The 15913-nt window shown below is 68.1% G+C and carries 15 protein-coding genes; 12 read left to right on the forward strand and 3 right to left on the reverse strand.

Features of this window, described 5'->3' with window-relative positions; all coding sequences use genetic code 11:
- Positions 1-62 precede the first annotated feature (62 nt).
- Positions 63-1178, reverse strand: coding sequence for an isoaspartyl peptidase/L-asparaginase family protein (locus tag AX692_RS02370; protein WP_073977423.1), 1116 nt, complete (start codon positions 1176-1178; stop codon positions 63-65).
- Positions 1179-1253: 75 nt separating this feature from the next.
- Here AX692_RS02370 and AX692_RS02375 point away from each other — a divergent pair, with 75 nt between their 5' ends.
- Positions 1254-1766 (forward strand): GNAT family N-acetyltransferase, encoded by a 513-nt coding sequence (locus tag AX692_RS02375; protein ID WP_073973874.1) that lies wholly within the window; start codon positions 1254-1256, stop codon positions 1764-1766.
- Positions 1767-1781: 15 nt separating this feature from the next.
- Positions 1782-2732, forward strand: coding sequence for an SDR family NAD(P)-dependent oxidoreductase (locus AX692_RS02380; protein WP_073973873.1), 951 nt, complete (start codon positions 1782-1784; stop codon positions 2730-2732).
- Here AX692_RS02380 and AX692_RS02385 read toward each other — a convergent pair.
- The gene (locus tag AX692_RS02385) at positions 2729-3667 is read right to left on the reverse strand and encodes an alpha/beta hydrolase fold domain-containing protein (protein WP_073973872.1); all 939 of its coding nucleotides are present in this window, start codon (positions 3665-3667) and stop codon (positions 2729-2731) included. The two genes, AX692_RS02380 and AX692_RS02385, sit on opposite strands and share 4 nt — an antisense overlap.
- A 104-nt stretch (positions 3668-3771) precedes the next feature.
- On the opposite strand from AX692_RS02385, the gene ispG reads away from it, so the two are divergent.
- From ispG to AX692_RS02415, 6 genes are all read left to right on the forward strand, one after another.
- Positions 3772-4926 (forward strand): flavodoxin-dependent (E)-4-hydroxy-3-methylbut-2-enyl-diphosphate synthase, encoded by a 1155-nt coding sequence (gene ispG, locus AX692_RS02390; RefSeq protein WP_073973871.1) that lies wholly within the window; start codon positions 3772-3774, stop codon positions 4924-4926.
- On the forward strand, positions 4923-5426 hold the full coding sequence (locus AX692_RS02395) for a thioredoxin family protein (RefSeq protein WP_073973870.1): 504 nt from the start codon (positions 4923-4925) through the stop codon (positions 5424-5426). Before ispG ends, AX692_RS02395 begins: the two co-directional genes overlap by 4 nt.
- The gene (locus AX692_RS02400; protein ID WP_073973869.1) at positions 5423-5968 is read left to right on the forward strand and encodes a manganese efflux pump MntP family protein; all 546 of its coding nucleotides are present in this window, start codon (positions 5423-5425) and stop codon (positions 5966-5968) included. The genes AX692_RS02395 and AX692_RS02400 overlap by 4 nt, the downstream gene beginning before the upstream one ends.
- Positions 5969-6002: 34 nt before the next feature.
- A complete protein-coding gene (locus tag AX692_RS02405) occupies positions 6003-6914 on the forward strand; it encodes a histone deacetylase (RefSeq protein ID WP_196490058.1) in 912 nt (303 codons plus the stop codon).
- Positions 6887-8353, forward strand: a complete 1467-nt coding sequence (locus AX692_RS02410; RefSeq protein ID WP_073973867.1) for an NAD(P)-binding protein — start codon at positions 6887-6889, stop codon at positions 8351-8353. Before AX692_RS02405 ends, AX692_RS02410 begins: the two co-directional genes overlap by 28 nt.
- Before the next feature lie 79 nt (positions 8354-8432).
- Positions 8433-9134, forward strand: a complete 702-nt coding sequence (locus tag AX692_RS02415) for a murein L,D-transpeptidase catalytic domain-containing protein (protein WP_073973866.1) — start codon at positions 8433-8435, stop codon at positions 9132-9134.
- Between the two features lie 24 nt (positions 9135-9158).
- Here AX692_RS02415 and AX692_RS02420 read toward each other — a convergent pair whose 3' ends face one another.
- Positions 9159-10523, reverse strand: a complete 1365-nt coding sequence (locus tag AX692_RS02420) for a L,D-transpeptidase family protein (RefSeq protein WP_073973865.1) — start codon at positions 10521-10523, stop codon at positions 9159-9161.
- Between the two features lie 195 nt (positions 10524-10718).
- Between AX692_RS02420 and AX692_RS02425 the strand changes: the two genes are divergently transcribed.
- The 4 genes from AX692_RS02425 to AX692_RS19450 all read left to right on the forward strand — a co-directional run.
- Complete coding sequence (locus AX692_RS02425; protein ID WP_073973875.1) at positions 10719-11621, forward strand: DMT family transporter; 903 nt, start codon at positions 10719-10721, stop codon at positions 11619-11621.
- A gap of 119 nt (positions 11622-11740) precedes the next feature.
- Complete coding sequence (gene acnA, locus AX692_RS02430; protein WP_073973864.1) at positions 11741-14413, forward strand: aconitate hydratase AcnA; 2673 nt, start codon at positions 11741-11743, stop codon at positions 14411-14413.
- A gap of 8 nt (positions 14414-14421) precedes the next feature.
- Entirely contained in the window at positions 14422-14922 is a 501-nt protein-coding gene (locus AX692_RS02435; protein WP_073973863.1) for a rhodanese-like domain-containing protein, read from the forward strand.
- A gap of 83 nt (positions 14923-15005) precedes the next feature.
- Positions 15006-15913 (forward strand): hypothetical protein (locus tag AX692_RS19450; RefSeq protein WP_196491756.1); only part of this gene is annotated, 908 nt, incomplete at its 3' end.

Raw genomic sequence — 15913 nt, forward strand, 5'->3', positions numbered from 1 at the left:
GGGCTCCACGCCTGAGAGGGCAGAGCCCCCATCCCCAACCCCTTCCCCGCAGGGAAGGGGCTTTAGTGATCCGGCGTCGCCGAAGCCTTCTCCTCGCCGCCGAAGATCGCCACTTCGTTGACACCGGCGCTGGTCGCGCGGCCACGATACATGCCGGTGGTGTTGAAGCTGAAGATCGCATCGCCCGCGGGCGTGACGAGGATCACCCCGCCATCGCCGCCGAGCGCCGCGACGTCGGCCATGACGTCGTCGGCGATTGCCTGCGCTAAATCTTCTGGAGCACTAGGCAACCTAAGCTCAAACGAATTGGCATCATCAGAGCCTGCCTTTTCGAGCGCCTCTCCCAAAGCCGATGCCATTGTTTGCGGGTCCACAGTCCACCACGTTCGCAACCGCGCGCAAATCTCGTGCGCCACGCCCACGCGGATGAAATATTCCCCCCACCCCGTCGCCGACACGGCGCAGGCGCGGTTATCCGCATAGGTCCCCGCGCCGATCATCGGCGCATCGCCCACGCGGCCCCAGCGCTTGCCGGTCATTCCGCCCGTGGAGGTGCCCGCCGCCATGTTGCCGCTCTGGTCGAGCGCCACCGCGCCCACCGTGCCGAACTTGTGGTCGACATCGAGCGCCGAGAGCTTCTCCGCCTTCAGCCGCTCCAGCGCCTCGCGCCGCGCCTGGGTGGCGAAATATTCGGGCGGCATCACCGCAAAGCCCTTGGAGACCGCAAATTCCTCCGCGCCCTTGCCGACGAGGAACACGTGCTCGCTCCGGGTGCGCACCGTGTCAGCGAGCAGGATCGGGTTCTTGACCGTCTTCACCCCCGCGACCGCGCCCGCGCTGCGGTCGCGCCCGTCCATGATCGAGGCGTCGAGTTCGTTGGTCCCGTCCCACGTGAACACCGCGCCCTTGCCGGCGTTGAACAGCGGCGAATCCTCCATGATCACGATCGCGGCCTTGACCGCGTCCATCGCGCTACCGCCGTCTGCAAGGATCTTCGCCCCCGCATCGAGCGCGCGCTGCAAATCCGCCTCGTAGGCCGCGCGCTTTTCGGGCGTCATCTGCGCAGGGTCGAGCGTGCCTGCCCCGCCGTGGATAGCCAGCGACCACTTCGGGGCGTCCTGGGCAAGAGCGGGCTGGGACATGAGGGCGAGTGCAACCAGTGCGAGGAATTTCTTCATGGCGACAGGGTGTAACGCGGCCCCGTCCGTTTCGCCAGCTTAACAGTGCGCTTTCCGCGCGCTAGGGCTGCGCGCATGATCTACCGCCCCGCCACGCTCGCCGATGCCCCCGCCCTCGCCCGGCTCGGCGCGGAAACCTTCGTTGCTGCCTTCGGAGACCTCTACACGCCCGAAGACCTCGCCACCTTCCTTGCCGAAGTGCATAATCCCGAGGCGGTCGCGGGCGAGATCGCGGGCGGGAGCTGCACGCACCGACTGGTGGAAGACGACGGCCAGCTCGTCGCCTTCTGCAAGCTGCGCTACCCGACGAAGTTCGGCGGCTACACCGAGGCGCGCGACCCCATCGAACTGGGCCAGCTCTATGCCCTGCCGACCCACACCGGCCACGGCATCGGCGCTGCTCTGATGGATTGGGCCATCGCCCACGCGCGCGAACATGGCAACGATGCCATTCTGCTCAGCGTCTATGCCGAGAACTTCGGCGCACAGCGCTTCTACCAGCGCTACGGCTTTGCCAAGATCGCGGACATCACCTTCAAGGTGGGGGAACAACTCGATCCCGAATTTCTATATGAACTGAGGCCATAACCAAGGGAGAGGGCAATGCACGAATTCGGCTGGGGCAGCACCGCCGACGAGGTGCTGGCAGGCAAGGACCTGTCGGGGCGCACGGTGTTCATCACGGGGGCCAACTCCGGCCTCGGGCAGGAGACCGCCCGCGCCATGGCGAGCCGGGGCGCCGAGGTGATCATGGCCGGGCGCGATCAGGGCAAGCTCGACGAGAGCGTCGCCGCGATCAAGGCCGATCACCCCAAGGCGCAGCTCGAGACGATCACGGTCGACCTCACCAGCCTCGAGAACATCCGCGCCGCGACCTCGCGCGCGCGGCAGCGGTTCCAGAAGATCGACATCCTGATCAACAATGCCGGGGTGATGGCGACCCCGTTCCTGCACACGCATGACGGGTTCGAGATGCAGATCGGCACCAACCATTTCGGCCACTTCGCGCTGACCGGCGAGCTCTTCCCGCTGATCGAGCGCGGGGCGCTGAAGCGCATCGTCAACCTCTCGAGCCGCGGGCACCACTTCGCCCCGGTCGATTTCGACGATCCGTTCTTCGAGCACCGCCCCTATGATCCGTGGATCGCCTACGGCCATTCCAAGACCGCCAACGTGCTGTTCTCGGTGGGGATCGAGGCGCGCTACGCAGTGCTCGGCATCCACGCCTACGCGGTGCATCCGGGCGGGATCCAGACCAACCTCGGCCGCCATATGACCGAGGAAATGCGCGCGGCGCTGATGGCGCGCGTCACCTCGCGCGACACCGGCTTCCAGTGGAAGACCATCCCCCAGGGCTCGGCGACCTCGTGCTGGGCGGCGACCGCCGAGGAGCTCGAAGGCAGGGGCGGGGTCTATTGCGAGGACTGCCACGTCGCCGAGGTCGACGACGAAAGCCCCACCCACGGCGTGCGCTCCTACGCGGTCAATTCCAGCTACGCCGACCGCCTGTGGGCGATGAGCGAGGAGCTGACCGGGGTGCGCTACCCGAGCTAGCGGCCCACGAACTCCGCCAGCAGGCGCAGCGCATCCTTCGCCTCGCGGGTGGGGAGGATCGCCATGAAGACGTGCGGTGCGGCCTCGTATTCGTAGAGCTTGGCGTCCACCCCGGCCTCGACCAGCCGCCCGGTGAAGGTCCGCGAATCGATGATGAACAGGTCGTGCCGCCCGGTCCAGATCCGCGTCGGCGGGAGCTGGGCGAGCGCCTCGGCAGGGGCGTAAAGCGGGCTCACCGCGGGATCGTCCATCGCACGCCCTGCGGCGACCAGCCCCCCGCAGGCGCGCAAGGTTCCGATCTTGAGCATCACGTCATGCGGCTCGATGGCGGCAATCGCCGGGTCGGCAAGCCCGAGGTCGAGCCACGGGGCGAACAGCGCGAGCTTGCCGGGCAGCGGGTCTCCGGCCGCGATCAGCCGCAATGCCAGCGCCAGCGCCATGTGCCCGCCCGCAGAATCGCCATTGAGGATGATCCGTGCCGGATCGTGGCGCGCGGCGAGATCGGCCCAGGCCGCGTCCGCCAGATCGTCCTGCGCGGTGTAAGGTGCCTCGGGCACCACCGGGTAGAGCGGCACGGTCACGCTCATCCCGCAGCGCCTGACCATCTCGGCGACCAGCGGCCAGTGGACCTTGAACATCGGCCGCACGAAGCCGCCGCCGTGGAAGTAGAGCATGTGCCATGCGCCCGGCCCCGCCTTCGGATGCAGCGTCACGAGCCTGTGGCCGAGCAGCTCGCGCTCCTCGACGTTGAACTTCTGGCGGAAGCCCTCGGGCATCGGCGCATCTTGCGGAGCCTCGCGCCCCGCCATCGCCGCATGAAACCCCGCCTCGTCGAGCGGGAAGACCGGGGTCTGGCGGCTCACCAGCCATTTGATGCCGCGCATCAGCAGGCTCGGGCCAGGGCTGCGCAGTTCGATCGCGGAGCGGGTCAGCATCGTCTCTCCCATTTTTTTCGCAAACTGCCGCGACGCCGCGCCAAGTCAAGCCGGGTGCCCGCTTGTGATTGCCCCGACGCGCTTTGCCGCCTATATGCGCCTCCATGTCTTCCATCCGTCCGTGGCGCACGATCGAGCGGCGCAAGTCGCGCCAGATCATGGTGGGGAATGTCCCCGTTGGCGGTGATGCTCCCATCACCGTGCAGACCATGACCAACACGCCGACCGAGGACGTGCGCGCCACGATCGACCAGATCCGGCGCTGCGAGGAAGTGGGCGCGGACATCATCCGCGTCTCCTGCCCTACGGAAGAATCGACGCGCGATTTCAAGAAGATCACCCGCGCCGCGCGCATTCCGATCGTCGCCGACATCCACTTCCACTACAAGCGCGCCCTGGAAGCCGCCGACGCGGGCGCGGCCTGCCTGCGCATCAACCCGGGCAACATCGGCTCGGCGAGCCGCGTTGCCGAGGTGGTGCGCGCCGCCAAGGCCAATGGCTGCGCGATCCGCATCGGGGTGAACGCGGGCAGCCTCGAGAAGGACCTGCTCGAAAAATACGGCGAGCCCTGCCCCGAGGCGCTGATCGAAAGCGCGCTTGATCACATCAAGCTGCTGCAGGACCACGATTTCCACGAATACAAGGTGGCGGTGAAGGCCTCCGACGTGTTCCTCGCGGTGGCGGCCTATCACGGGCTTGCCGAAACCGTCGATTGCCCGCTGCACCTCGGCATCACCGAAGCAGGCGGCCTGATCGGCGGCACCGTGAAGTCTTCGATCGGGATCGGCTCGCTGCTGTGGGCGGGGATCGGCGACACCATCCGCGTCAGCCTCTCGGCCGAGCCCGAGCAGGAGATCAAGGTCGGCTTCGAGATGCTCAAGGCCCTCGGCCTCAGAACCCGCGGCGTGCGCATCGTCTCGTGCCCGTCGTGCTCGCGGCAGGGCTTCGACGTTATCCGCACCGTCGAGGCGCTGGAACAACGGCTCGAACACATCAAGACCCCGATGAGCCTCTCGATCCTCGGCTGCGTGGTCAACGGACCCGGAGAAGCGCGCGAGACCGATGTCGGCCTCACCGGCGGCGGCGCGGGCAAGCACATGGTCTATCTGCGCGGGGTGACCGACCACACGATCCAGGACGAGGACATGCTCGATCACATCGTGCGCCTCGTCGAGGAGAAGGCCGCCGAGATCGAGCGCGGCGAGGCGACCGCCTTCGACCCCCACGCCGCGCCGCAGCAGGCGGTTGCCGCCGAGTGATCCGCGCCGCGATTGCCGCAATGCTGGCACTCGCGCTGGTGTCCTGCGCGAGCGTGCCGAAGACCGCCGCCACGCCTCATCCCGAAGCGCGGGCCTATGCTGCCGAGGCCGATGCCGCCGCCGAGGTCGACGCCGCCCTCGCCCGCGCGGCTGTCTCGGGCAAGCGGGTGCTGCTCGTGCTGGGCGCGAACTGGTGCCACGACAGCCGCGCGCTTGCCGGGTGGCTCGAAACCCCGCGCTTCGCCGCGCTGGTGGCCGAGCGCTACGAGCTGGTCTTCGTCGATGTCGGAATGCCGCAGACCGGCGAGGGTCGCAATCTCGAGATCGCCCGGCGGTTCGGCCTAGAGGAAATGAAGAACACCCCTGCGCTGCTGGTGCTCACCCCCGATGGCCGCGCCCTCAACGCCGACACCGCCCGCGACTGGCGCAACGCCGCCAGCCGCAGCGAGGATGCGATCCACGCGGAGCTGACAGCGCTGGCGGACAAGCCCGCCGCATGATCGAAGCCCTGCTGCTCGCCTTCGCGCTCGCGATGGACGCCTTTGCGGTGGCGCTGACGCAGGGCGCGCGGTTCCGACCGTCGGCGGCGGGGGGCCTCACCATCGCAGCGACCTTCGGGGTGTTCCAGGCGCTGATGCCGCTGGCCGGGTGGGCGATCGGGACGGTGGCGCTGGCATACGTGGCGGCGGTCGATCACTGGATCGCCTTCGGCCTGCTCGCCTTCCTCGGTGTCAGGATGCTGGGCGGGCATGTCGGCGAGGGGGAGGCCGCCCATGCGCTCACCGGGCGTGCGCTGCTGATCGCAGGGGTCGCGACCAGCATCGACGCGCTCGCGGCGGGCATCACGCTGCCGGCGCTCGGCGTCTCGCCGTGGCTGGCGGCGGGGCTGATCGGGCTCGTCACCTTCGCCCTCTCCGGCGCGGGGGTGGTGCTGGGCCACCGCGCGGGGGAACATCTGGGCCCATGGGCCGAGCGCGCGGGCGGCGTGATCCTGATCGGGCTCGGGGTGAAGATCCTTGGCCAGCACTCCGGCTGGATGTGACGGCGTGCTCCACGTCGTCCACCACGCCGACTATATGGCACCGAGGCCCGAGCGCGGCACCTTCCGCTTCGACAAGTATTTCCTCGTGATGGAGGAACTGCGGGCGAGCGGCGCTGCAATCACCGAGCACGCGCCCGACCCCATGCCGCGCGAATGGCTCGAGGCGGTGCACTGCCCCGACTATGTCGACGAGGTCTTCCGCGCCGAAGTCCCGCGCGCCAAGGAGCGGCGCATCGGCTTTCCCGTCACCCCCGCGATCACCGCGCGGGTCAGGCACACCAACGGCGGCACGTGGCTCGCCGCGCAGCTTGCGCGCCGCCACGGCTATGCCGCCAACTCCGCAGCCGGGAGCCACCATGCGCTGCACGATACGGGCGCGGGTTACTGCGTGTTCAACGACCTCGCGGTGACCGCCAACCGCCTGATCGCCGAGGGCCACGCGGCCCGCGTGCTGATCGTCGACCTTGACGTGCATCAGGGCGACGGCACAGCCAGCCTCACCGCCGGGCGGGAGGACATCTTCACCCTCTCGCTCCACGCGGAGAAGAACTTTCCGGTGAGGAAGGCGCGATCAAGCCTCGATGTCGGCCTGCCCGACGGGCTGGACGACGATGGCTACATGGCAGCCCTCACCCGCCACCTGCCGCAGGTGCTGGCCGACTTTGCGCCCGACTTCGTACTCTATCAGGCAGGCGTCGATCCCCACCATGACGACAAGCTCGGGCGGCTCGCCCTCACCGACACGGGGCTGGCGATGCGCGACCGCTTCGTCATTGCCGAGGCGCGCCGCCGCAACCTGCCGGTGGCCAGCGCGCTCGGTGGGGGCTATGGCGATGATCCGCGCAAGGTCGCCGCGCGCCATGCGGCCTCGATGCTGACGATGGCCGACGAGAACAGGCGCTACCGGGGGGAACAGGCATGGTCGATCACGCAACCGATTACCTGATCGTCGGCGCAGGCGCGGTCGGTCTTGCCTTCGCCGATTCGCTGCTGGACGAGGACCCGGACTGCCACATCACCTTCGTCGACAGGCACGCCAAGCCCGGCGGGCACTGGAACGACGCCTATTCCTTCGTCGCGCTGCACCAGCCCTCGGCCTTCTACGGGGTCAATTCGATGGCCTTCCCGGGCGAGACGATCGACACGCATGGGCCGAACGCGGGGCTCCACGCGCTCGCCAGCGGAACGGAAGTGCTCGCCTATTTCGAGAAGGTCATGAACCTGCGCCTGCTGCCGAGCGGGCGCGTCGCCTACCACCGCCTCGCCGAGTTCAAGGGCCGCGACGCGGGCGGCACCGCCACGGTCAGAGGCGTGATCTCCTCCGAGGAAACGCGCATCCACGTGCGCCGCAAGCTGGTCGATGCGACCTTCTACCAGACCTCGGTGCCCTCGACCCACACACGCGCCTTCGCGGTGGACGCGGGTGTGCGCATCGCCATCCCCGGCGACCTGCCCGACCTGTGGAAGCGCCCCGCCGACATCCCCGAGACCTTCGTCATCCTCGGCGGCGGCAAGACCGCGATGGACGTTGCGGTGTGGCTGATCGAGGCGGGCGTCGCGCCTGAGCGCATCCACTGGGTGCGCCCGCGCGAGAGCTGGCTCAACAACCGCAAATATGTCCAGCCGGGCGAGGACTTCCTCGCCGCGACGGTCGAGAGCCAGATGGCCCATCTCGAAGCCTTCCGTACCTCGCAGAGCGGCGAGGAGGTGTTCGAACACCTCGAAAAGGGCGGCTATATGCTGCGCATTGACCCCGAAGTGACGCCCGAGATGTATCACTACGCCGTGATCTCGGAGGGCGAGATCGCAATGCTGCGGCGCGTGCGCCAAGTGATCCGCAAGGGCCGCGTCACCCGCATCGGCGAGGGCGTGCTGCACTTCGGCGACGTCACCCACCCTGTCCCGCAAGGCGCGCTCCACATCGATTGCACCGCGCGCGCCGTGCCCTTCGCGGCGGCCGAGAATGCCGGGCCGCAGTTCCGCGGCGACACCATCGTGCTCCAGCCGGTGATGGTCCCGCTGGTGACCTTCAGCGCCGCGCTCACCGCCTTTCTCGAGGCGCACTTCCCCGACGATGCGACGAAGAACCAGCTCGCCCGCGCCGCCGAGCTGACCGACACCCCGGCGACCTTCCCCTACGCCTTCATGATGAACCTCATGAACCGCGGCACCTGGATGCAGACCCCCGAGATCGCCGCGTGGCTGGCGAAGTCGCGGCTCGATCCGACCGGGCCGACCGTGGCGCGGATGAGCGCGGCGGGCGACCCCCGGCTCGCGGCATTGAGCGGCTTCCGGCAGGCGGTGATGGCGGCGATGCCCGATGTGATCCGGCTCGGCATGGCGGCCAAGGCGCTCCACGAAAGCACGTCTTCCCCCGCGAGTTGACGCAGGTTTGCGACGAAATGCTGATCTACGTTAAACCGCGGCTTGGGAACCGGACGCTTGGCCGCTACGTTACGGATCAATGAAGCGTCGCGACATCCTCAAGGGCACTCTGGCAGCCGGAGCGGCATTGGCGCTGCCCGCCCGCCTGTTCGCCCAGCCGATGGCCGGCACCCCGCGCGACCGCATCCTGTTCGGCATTGCCAAGCGCGAGCTGCTGCGCGCAGGCAGCGCGATCTGGCGGCAGGACATTGTCGGGATCGCCGATTTCGGCCTGCATTCGGGGAGGCCCCGCTTTCACTTCGTCAATCTCGATCGCGGCGAAGTGCAGTCCTACCACGTCAGCCACGGCATGGGCTCCGACCCGCAGCATGACGGCTGGCTCAAGGATTTCTCGAACACCGAGGGCTCGAACGCCACCAGCCGCGGTGCCTACGTGACGTGGGAATGGTACAAGGGCCGCTACGGCACCTCGGTCCGCCTCGGCGGGCTGGACGAAAGCAACGAGGCGGCGCTCAGGCGCTACATCGTCATGCACCATGCCGATTATGCCGAGACGTCGCATCTGGAAAAGTGGGGCCGCCTCGGGCGCTCCAACGGGTGCTTCGCGATGGGGACCGCGCAGTTCCGCGAGGCGCTGATGCACCTGTCGGGCGGGCGGCTGCTCTATGCCGACAGCCTCGGGCTGGAGGAGGACGGCAGCATTCAGCCGCTGCCCGAGCTGGCAATGTACCAGCGCCAGCCGCTCGACCTCGCCCCGCGCCCCTCGATCGCCGCTTACTGAGGCAGGCCTCTAGCGCCGCACGCCTCAGGTATCCGTCAGATCATCCTCGATCACGATCACCTCGCTCGTCGGCTTGGTGCCACGGTCGCGCACCCGCGGCTTGTCGAGGCTGGCGAGCACCGGCGCGTCGCGGCCGTAGATGTCCTTGAAGGTCGCCATCTCGCCGTTGATGTCGGTCGCCATGGTGAAATAGGTGATGTAGGCGGGCCACTGCTTGGCGAGCATCACCTTGGTGTACTTGCCCGACTTGGAGATCGCCACCACCTCCTCCTTCGTCCCGCCCCGGCCCAGGATCGCCATCGTCATGGCAAGCTCCAGCGCCCGCTCGGTGCGAACGCAGCCGTGCGAGAGCGCGCGGAAATCATTGGCGAAGAGGTGACGCGAGGGCGTGTCGTGGAAGAAGATCGCATGCTCGTTGGGCATCTCGAGCTTCATCCGGCCGAGCGAATTGCCCGGCCCGGGCTGCTGCACCACGGTGATGTAGCCGTTCGCACCCTTGGTCGCGACATAGCCATTGGCGCGGCCCCATTCGGGATTGGCGAGCACCCGCGCGCCCAGCCCCTCACCCTTGACGATCGACTGCGGCACCGTCCAGGTCGGGTTGAACACCACGCCCTCGACCACCTCGGCCAATTGGGGCGTGGCGGTGCGCCCGGGCTTGCCGACGATCGTGCGATAGGTGCTGACGATCTTGTTCTTGACCGTCAGCCGCAGCTGGAATTCGGGGACGTTGGTGATGAGGTATTGCGGCCCGAGGTCGCGCGCCAGCCAGCGCCAGCGGTCCATGTTGGCGCGGATCAGCTTGCGGCGTGCAGTCTGCCCGTCCGAGGTGGCGGCGAGCTCGGCCTTGAGCCGCGCGTAATCGGGGTGAGTCGGGTTGAGCTTCATCAACGTGCCCGCGATGTCGCCGGTCTTGAGCGCCTCGGCCAGCACATTGCCGGCAGGGTTCGCTTCGCGGTCGGGGTCGACCACGAACCACTGCTGGCGCGCCTCGAACGGGGTGCGCCCGTCGCGCAGGTCTTCGACCAGCCAGACGAAGCTCTGCGAGGCCATCCGGTTGAGTTCCTCGGACGGCCCCGAGGCGATCGCGACCTTGAGCGGGGCAAGGTCGTAGTCCTTGGGGTCGAGCCCCTCGGCGCCGATGCCCTCGATCACCGCGACCAGCGCCTGCGCCTGCGCCACGGTCCAGGTCTGCACCAGCGGGGCGACCTGCGCGGTCGCCTGCACCACCGGCTGCGAGACGGTCGGCGGGAAGGCCTCGGCGAAGGCTGCCGACGGCGTGGGCGAAGGCGCGGGAGCGGGCGCGGCGGCGTCCTGCGCCAGCGCTGCGCTCGCCACCAGCGCCGCCATCGCAACGCCGCCAGCCAACCTGCCCGAGAACCTGATCATCACGTCTTTGCCTTCTCGCCCCGTGCCGCCGGGAGGGTGGCGGCATCGCAATTCGCCTGCGGCCATACCCGCTCGGCCATGCCCCTATCAACTATCTTGGCTTTCACCTGCATTAATGTTCACACCCCTGTGTGACCTTGGCGCTCCCCGGGAAGGGGCGTGACCTGCCCGCCGCAGAGGCCTATGGCCGCGCGCATGAACGCTGCCGCGCTGCCTGCCCTTCATGCCCTGCTACCCTTCGCCGCCGCGCTGGCGGGGGTCGGCTTCCTGTCGCTGATGGACGCCTTCATGAAGGAGGCCGCGCTGCTGATCGGGGCCTACACCGCGACCGCCCTGCGCGCGGTGATCGGCACGGCGCTGGTCGCCCCCGTGTGGCGGCTGCGCGGCGGGCGGATGCCTTCGCGCGAAGTGTTGAAGCTGCATCTCGAGCGCGGGGTGGTCTCGGCCTTCATGGCACTGACCTTCTTCCATTCGATCACCCTCCTGCCGCTCGCCGAGGCGATTGCGCTCTCCTTCATCGCCCCGTTGCTGGCGCTTTACCTTGCCCGCGTGCTGCTGGGCGAGACCATCAGCCCGCGCGCGGTTCTGGCGAGCCTGCTGGGTTTTGCGGGCACGCTGGTGATCGTCGGCGGGCGGATCGGCGGCGGTGGTTTCGACGAGCGGGCGATGCTGGGGGTCGCATCGGTGTTCGTCTCGGCGCTGCTCTATGCCTACAACTTCATCGTCATCCGGCGGCAGGCGCAGGTCGCGGGCGCGCTCGAGATCGCGACCTTCCACAGCGGGGTGAGCGCCCTCGTCCTGCTGCTGATGGCGCCGCTTCTGTGGCAGACCCCGCAAGCGGCTGCACTGCTGCCGCTCGGGATCGCGGCGGTGCTGACGGTGTGCGGCTCCTTCGCGATCGCCTTTGCCTATGCCCGGGCGCCCGCCAGCGTGCTGGTGCCGACCGAGTATTCGGGCTTCGTCTGGGCGGCGATCACCGGCTGGGTGTTCTTCCGCGAGGCGGTCACCCTGCCGACGCTCGCGGGCACCGTGCTGATCGTCACCGGCTGCTGGATCGCCGCCCGCCCCGCGCGCGCGCGCGCTGCGGCGGCGGTCTGAGACAAAAGCCTGAGGCCCAGCCCCCTTGACCTCGCGCGCGAGGGCGCGCAGGAGGCCAGCGAAATCCCATGCCCTTGGTGGATCGGGGGCGGGTCAATCGAAAGGACGGAAAGCCTCCCATGACCGCAATCGGCCAGGATTCGCTCGGCACGCGCCAGATGCTTGACGTGAACGGCAAGCAATACGCCTATTACTCGCTCGCCAAGGCGGCCGAGCAGCTGGGCGACATCGGCAAGCTGCCGATCTCGATGAAGGTGCTGCTCGAAAACCTGCTGCGCTTCGAGGACGGCGGCTTCACGGTCGACCGCAAGCATATCCAGGCGCTGGTCGACTGGCAGGCGAACCCGGTCACCGGCGAGGAGATCCAGTACCGCCCGGCGCGCGTGCTGCTCCAGGACTTCACCGGCGTGCCCTGCGTGGTCGACCTTGCCGCGATGCGCGACGCGATCAAGAAGCTCGGCGGCGATACCGCCAAGATCAACCCGCTGGTGCCGGTCAACCTCGTGATCGACCACTCGGTGATGGTCGACGAATTCGGCCACCCCAAGGCGATGGAAGCCAACATGGCGCTCGAATACGAGCGCAATGCCGAACGCTACGACTTCCTCAAGTGGGGCTCCAAGAGCTTCCAGAACTTCACCGCCGTGCCCCCGGGCACCGGGATCTGCCACCAGGTGAACCTCGAGCACCTCGCCCGCGCGGTGTGGTCGTCCGAAGGGCCGGACGGCGTGATGGTCGCCTATCCCGACACCTGCGTCGGCACCGACAGCCACACCACCATGATCAACGGCCTCGGCGTGCTCGGCTGGGGCGTGGGCGGGATCGAGGCCGAGGCCGCGATGCTCGGCCAGCCGGTCTCGATGCTGATCCCCGAAGTGGTCGGCTTCTACCTCGAGGGCGCGATGGCCGAAGGCGTGACCGCGACCGACCTCGTGCTGACCTGCGTGCAGATGCTCCGCAATGTCGGCGTGGTGGGCCGCTTCGTCGAGTTCTACGGCCCGGGCGTCGCCAACCTCACGCTGGCCGACCGCGCCACCATCGCCAACATGGCGCCCGAATACGGCGCGACCTGCGGCTTCTTCGGGATCGACGACAAGACCCTCGATTACCTGCGCCTCACCGGTCGCAGCGAGGAAACCATCGCGCTGGTCGAAGCCTATGCCAAGGCGCAGGGCATGTGGTTCGATCCGGCCAACGTGCCGGTCTTCACCAAGACCCTGAGCCTCGACATGGGCACGGTCGTCCCCAGCCTCGCCGGGCCCAAGCGCCCGCAGGACAAGGTGGTGCTGCAGGAGGTCGACGACCTGTTCAATTCGGACCTCACCAAGGCCTATGGCAAGGCGGCGCCCGCGCGCGTCGCGGTCGAGGGCAAGGACCACGACATCGGTGACGGCGACGTGGTGATCGCCGCGATCACCTCCTGCACCAACACCTCGAACCCCGACGTGCTGATCGCCGCAGGGCTGGTGGCGAAGAAGGCCAACGAGCGCGGGCTGAAGCCCAAGCCGTGGGTCAAGACCTCGCTGGCGCCGGGCTCGCAGGTGGTCACCGACTACCTCGTCAAGTCGGGCCTTCAGGAGCACCTCGATGCGGTCGGCTTCGATCTCGTCGGCTATGGCTGCACCACCTGCATCGGCAACTCCGGCCCGCTCGCCGCGCCGATCTCGGCCGCGATCAACGGCAACGACATCGTCGCTGCCTCGGTCCTGTCGGGCAACCGCAACTTCGAAGGGCGCGTCTCGCCCGACGTGCGCGCCAACTTCCTCGCCTCGCCCCCGCTGGTGGTGGCCTATGCGCTGAAGGGCACCGTCACCGAGGACATCACCACCACGCCCATCGGCCACGACCAGAACGGCGATCCGGTGATGCTCGCCGACCTGTGGCCGACCAACGCCGAGGTGGCCGAACACCGCGCCGCCAACATCGACCGCTCGATGTTCGTCAGCCGCTACGCCAACGTCTATGACGGGGACGAGCACTGGCAGGCGATCACCGTCGAGCCGTCCGACACCTACCAGTGGCGCGCCGGGTCGACCTATGTCGCGAACCCCCCGTATTTCGAGGGCATGACCATGACGCCCGCGCCGATCATGGACATCGTCGATGCCAAGCCGCTCGCCATCCTCGGCGATTCGGTCACGACCGACCACATCAGCCCCGCCGGCTCGATCAAGGAGGACAGCCCGGGCGGCAAGTTCCTGATGGCCAACCAGGTGATGAAGAAGGACTTCAACTCCTACGGCTCGCGCCGCGGCCACCACGAAGTGATGATGCGCGGCACCTTCGCCAACATCCGCATCAAGAACGAGATGGTGCCGGGCGTCGAAGGCGGCTTCTCGACCTATAACGGCGAGGTCATGCCGATCTACGACGCGGCGATGCGCCACAAGGAAGACGGCACGCCGCTGGTCGTCATCGGCGGCAAGGAATACGGCACCGGCTCCAGCCGCGACTGGGCGGCCAAGGGCACGATCCTGCTCGGCGTTCGGATGGTGATCGTCGAGAGCTTCGAGCGCATCCATCGCTCGAACCTCGTCGGCATGGGCGTGCTGCCGCTGCAGTTCAAGGAAGGCGACACCCGCCAGACCCTGGGCCTCGCCGCGACCGACAGCTTCTCGATCCGCGGCCTCGCCGACCTCACCCCCGGTCAGGACGTCACCGTGGAAGTCACCCGCGAGGATGGTTCGCAGTTCAGCTTCACCGCTTTGTGTCGCATCGATACCGCAAACGAGATGGAATATTACCGCCACGGCGGCATTCTCCATTACGTTCTGCGCAAACTTGCGGCATAAGGAGAGGCATGAGACCAGGTCGCGCCGTTCTTCTTCTCGCTCCCGCCCTGCTGCTGGCGCTGCCGGCCTGCGGGGATGATGCGGGCGAATCGAAGAGCAAGCGCGAGGCGCCTTCGGTACCCCTCGGCTTCGAGCTCGCCTTTGCCGGAACCGCGGGCGAGGCTGAAGCGGTGCCTGCACCTTCCGCGCTAGTGCCGCTCACCCCGCAGGAACTTGCCGCGAAGATCGAGGCGGGCGATGTCCGCCTGATCGACGTGCGCACCGACGAAGAGGTGGCAGGCGGCATGATTGCGGGCGCCGAGCACATCGCGCTCGACCGCTTCGATCCGGCCAAGCTCGACCTCAGTGACGGGCGCGAGGTGGTGCTCTACTGCCGCTCGGGCCGGCGTTCGGCCATCGCGGGCGAAAAGCTGGCTGCGGTGACAGGTGAGCCGGTGGAGCACCTTGAAGGCGGGTTGCTCGCCTGGCAAGCCGCCGGGCAGAAGGTCGAAACCCCGCAAGGGCAGTAAGCAACAGGGAACAAAGGAAAAGGGCGGCCCCGCAAGGCCGCCCTCTTTCGTTGTGCGCAGGTGCACGGCCTCAGCCGAGGAACTTGCGGCGCCCGAGGATCGCCGCGGCGGCGAGACCGAACAGGATCGTCATCGGCGGCGCGGGGACATCGTTGCCGCCCGTGGTGGTGCCGCTGGTGCTGCCGCTGCTCGAGGAGGAGGACGAAGAGCTGCTGCTCGACGAGGACGACGACGAAGAGGAAGTCGACCCGGTGGTTCCGCTCGAACCGCTCGAGGAGGAGGACGACGACGAGGAGGACGACGAGCTGCTCGAAGTGCTGCTGGTCATGTCGCCCGAAGACCCGCCGCTGGTCGCCCCGCCTGACGAGGAGGAGGACGAGCTGCTGCTCGAGGAAGAGGAAGAGCTCGACGAGGACGAGGACGAAGAGGAGCTGGAGCTCGTCACCGCCCCGGTCGAGGAACTGACGTTGCCCGAAGAGCTCGAGACGTTGCCCGACGAGCTCGACACATTGCCCGAGGAACTGGACACGTTGCCGGAAGAGCTCGACACCGCGCCGGTGCTCGACGAGACCGCGCCAGTCGACGAGGAAACGGCGCCGGTGCTCGACGAGACCGCCCCGGTCGAGGACGAGACATTGCCCGAAGTGCTGGTGCTCGACACCGCCCCCGTGCTGCTCGAGACCGCGCCGGTGCTGCTGGTGCTCGACACCGCGCCGGTGCTGCTCGAGACCTGTCCGGTCGAGGAGGTCACCACGCCCGAGGACGAGGTGGTGGTCGACGTCAGCGTGCCCGACGAGGACGTGGTCGAGGTCGAATTGTCGATGTCGATATCGATCACAATGCCGCTCGACCCGCTGCTCGAACCGCTGGTCGAGCCGCTGCTGCTGCCCGAGGTCGAGGTCGAGGTGGTGGTCGAGACCGAGACGTCGCCCGAGGAGGAACCGCCGCCGCCGAAGAAGCCGCCGAAGAAGCCGCCGCCGAAGCCGAAGCC

The sequence above is a fragment of the Erythrobacter donghaensis genome, from assembly GCF_001557325.1.
GTDB lineage: Bacteria > Pseudomonadota > Alphaproteobacteria > Sphingomonadales > Sphingomonadaceae > Erythrobacter > Erythrobacter donghaensis_B.